This window comes from Stieleria sp., assembly GCF_041595215.1.
GTDB classification, from domain to species: domain Bacteria; phylum Planctomycetota; class Planctomycetia; order Pirellulales; family Pirellulaceae; genus Stieleria; species Stieleria magnilauensis.
The window spans coordinates 1-3228 of sequence record NZ_JBFHKV010000988.1 but is presented as its reverse complement, the minus strand read 5'-3'; the positions used below and the strand labels follow the sequence as shown (position 1 = coordinate 3228).

The window sequence follows — 3228 nt, the reverse complement described above, 5'->3', positions numbered from 1 at the left end:
CCACAGCGGAACGGCGAACGACGGAACGATGATCCAGAACATCATGCTGACGCCAGGCGGTGTCGGCGTGGAATACAATTTCTGTGAAATCGCCCCCGTCTCGCTTTCCGGCTACGTCTATCACGACCAATCCAATGACGGGCGGCGAGATACTGGCGAGGCCGGTATCGGCGGTGCGATTGTGACGTTGATCGGTGAAGACGGCCAGATCGTTGCGACGACGGCGACCGACCATGACGGGCGTTACGAATTCAACGACCTGCCACCGGGTGTTTACGAAGTCCGCGAAACACAGCCGGATGGGTTTTTGGATGGAATCGACTCGGCGGGGCGCGTCGACGGCGTCACGGTCGGCGATGCGTCCGACGACTGGATTCGAAGGATCGATCTTCCGCAAGGCTTGTCGGGCACGTAATACAACTTTGGCGAACTCTTGCCCGCATCTCTTTCGGGACTGGTGCACGCGGACCTCGATGGCGACTGCGTTCGCGATGAAAACGAAGTCGGCTTGGCCGGCGTGATGATTCGGTTGCTCGATGAGAGCGGTACCGAAGTCGCATCGGCGGTCACCAACGCGGACGGCATCTATCGATTTTCCGATTTGATGCCCGGTCGCTACACGGTCGTGCAAGATCAACCGGAAGGCTACTTTGACGGCGGATCGAAACCCGGATCCGAAGGTGGCGTGGCGGGCGAGAACCTGATCCGTGAGATCGAGTTGGAATCCGGCACAGAGGCAACGGACTACGATTTCTGTGAAGAACCGCCGACAAGTCTGGCCGGTTCGGTGCACGTCGACAGCGACGGCGACTGCGTCCGCGACGAAGACGAACGTGGCATCGCCGGGGTCACGATCGAACTGCGTGACGCAAGCGGGGCTCGCGTCGCGACGACCACCACCGACGCAAACGGCGACTACCGTTTTGACGGGCTGCGCGGCGGCGACTACAGCATCTTTGAAGTTCAACCGGCCGGCTATCTCCAGGGCGGCCAGAAACTCGGCAGCGCCGGCGGTGTCGTCTTGGGCGTCGACTTGATGTCCGTTTCGCTGCAACCGGGCCAGGCCGCGGTCGACTACCTGTTTTGCGAATACGAGCCGGGCACGCTGTCCGGAACAGTCTGGAGTGACAGCGACCAGGACCAGATTCATGACGCCGACGAAGATCCGATCGGCGGTGTGACCATCAAGCTGATCGATGAAAATGGCGTCACGTTGCGAACGACGACGACCGACGTGCAAGGTCGCTACGTTTTCGACCAGCTACCGCCGGGTGTCTACAGCGTCCGCCAAATGCAGCCGGCGGACTACTTTCACGGCGGCCAACGGGTCGGTGACCAGGGCGGCGTTGCCGTCGAAGACGACTTGATTGCGGGGATCAACATCGGCAGCGGGGTCGATGCGTCTGATTACAATTTCCCCGAAATCCCACCGGCAATGATCTCGGGATTCGTTTTCATCGATGGAGACGCGATTGAAACGGAAGACCTGATCGCGGCGGAGGATCTGCGTCAGTATCGCGACGGAGTGTTCACCAGCGACGACACGCCGATTGCAGGGGTCCGAATTGAGGTTCGTGACGCCGACGGTGGCCGACTGAACGATGACGCATTCTTGTCCGGGGACGCGTCGGAGCATTCTGTCGTGATGACCGACAGCGATGGCGCCTACGTGTTCACGGGACTGCGACCGGGCACCTACACCCTGTTCCAAACACAACCCGAGACTCTCACCGATTCGATTGACACGCCGGGCACGACCGGCGGTTTGGCCGTCAATGCGGCCGATGAGTACACCGACGAACAAGCTCAGCTGATCGCTTCCATCGAAGCCGCTCAATCGTTTGACGCGTTGTTGTCGATCAGCGTCGGTGCCGGAATCGAATCGCAGCACAACAATTTCAGCGAAGTGGTTATCGAAATCGTGTTGCCACCGGTGGAGCCGCCGGTCGAACCACCTGTCGATCCGCCCGAATTGCCTCCGCCGTCCGATATCCTGCCGATCCCGGATACAGTTCGCCCCTCCGCCCCACCGCCACCCATCGAAACGTTTGACACGAAAACGATTTCGTTCACCGCAGGCGAGGTCGCAGAACGCACGGTGCCGCGTTTCATCGGCGAAGTCGACGCAGTGACGTGGCACTTGAGTGTGATCAATGGCGGATACCCCCGAGGCACCGTCGCTACGGGTAACCAATTCAAAGAAGTCGCGATGAAGCGAATGAGTCAGAATTGGTCCGAAGGGGACAACGCCGAAGGCTCGTGGAAGTTGTTGACGATCGAGGGCGAAGTCCGGCAAGAGAGCAAGCAGATGACGCTGGGCGCCGAAGACGCGGTCGCGCTGGTCGGAGATTTCAACGGCGACGGACATGACGAAGCCGCGGTGTACGTCGCAGGTCAATGGTTCGTCGATCTGAACGGCAACGGAGTCTGGGACGAAGGTGACCTGTGGATCTTGCTGGGGACGGCGATGGATCAGCCGGTCGTCGGCGACTGGGACGGTGATGGCAAAGACGACATCGGCATCTTTGGACGAAAGTGGGAACGCGACCTTCATCGCGTCAAACTGGACGCCGGCTTGCCGGATCCGTCCAACCGTTCGCGACGCTTCCTGGAAAACCGCAAGACGCTCGGCTTGGTGTCGGCACAGATGCGTGGTGAAGATCGCGCGCGGCTGCTGCGGCGGGGTAACGATGGTGAGTTGCGGGCCGATGCGGTCGACCATGTGTTCCAATTCGGCGAAGACGTGGACACGCCGGTTGCCGGTGATTGGAACGGCGACGGGATCGACCAAATCGGAACCTTCCGCGGCGGCACCTGGGTGTTGGATGCCGAAGGCGATGGACGTCGCAAAGCCGGCGAAACCACCTTCGACTTTGGACAGCCCGGTGATCGTCCCGTCGTCGGCGATTTCGATGGTGACGGCATCGATGAAGTCGGTGTGATCCGCGGTAACACCTGGATCATCGACTCCGACGGCAACGGCAAAATGACGGCCGATGATCTGCGAATCGAACTGCCGCCGGGCGACGCCGACGCCCAACCGATCGTCGGTGACTGGGACGGCGACGGTAAAGACGAACCGGGTTACTACAACCGGGCGGGGTGAGGTTACGTTTCAAGTTTCAAGTTTCAAGTTTCAAGTTTTGGGTTTCGGGTTTCGGGTTTCGGGTTTCCGTCTTCAGACGATGTCCGAAATTTTCTTGTCACCCATTTTCTTGTCTGACACTT

Annotated in this window: 2 protein-coding genes; both read left to right on the top strand. The window is 60.1% G+C overall.

Going from position 1 to position 3228, the window contains the following annotated elements; translation table 11 throughout:
- Window positions 1–415 (top strand): SdrD B-like domain-containing protein (locus tag ABX749_RS27165; RefSeq protein ID WP_372898785.1); only part of this gene is annotated, 415 nt, incomplete at its 5' end.
- 18 nt (window positions 416–433) lie between these two features.
- Entirely contained in the window at window positions 434–3106 is a 2673-nt protein-coding gene (locus tag ABX749_RS27160; protein WP_372898784.1) for an SdrD B-like domain-containing protein, read from the top strand.
- Window positions 3107–3228: the final 122 nt, after the last annotated feature.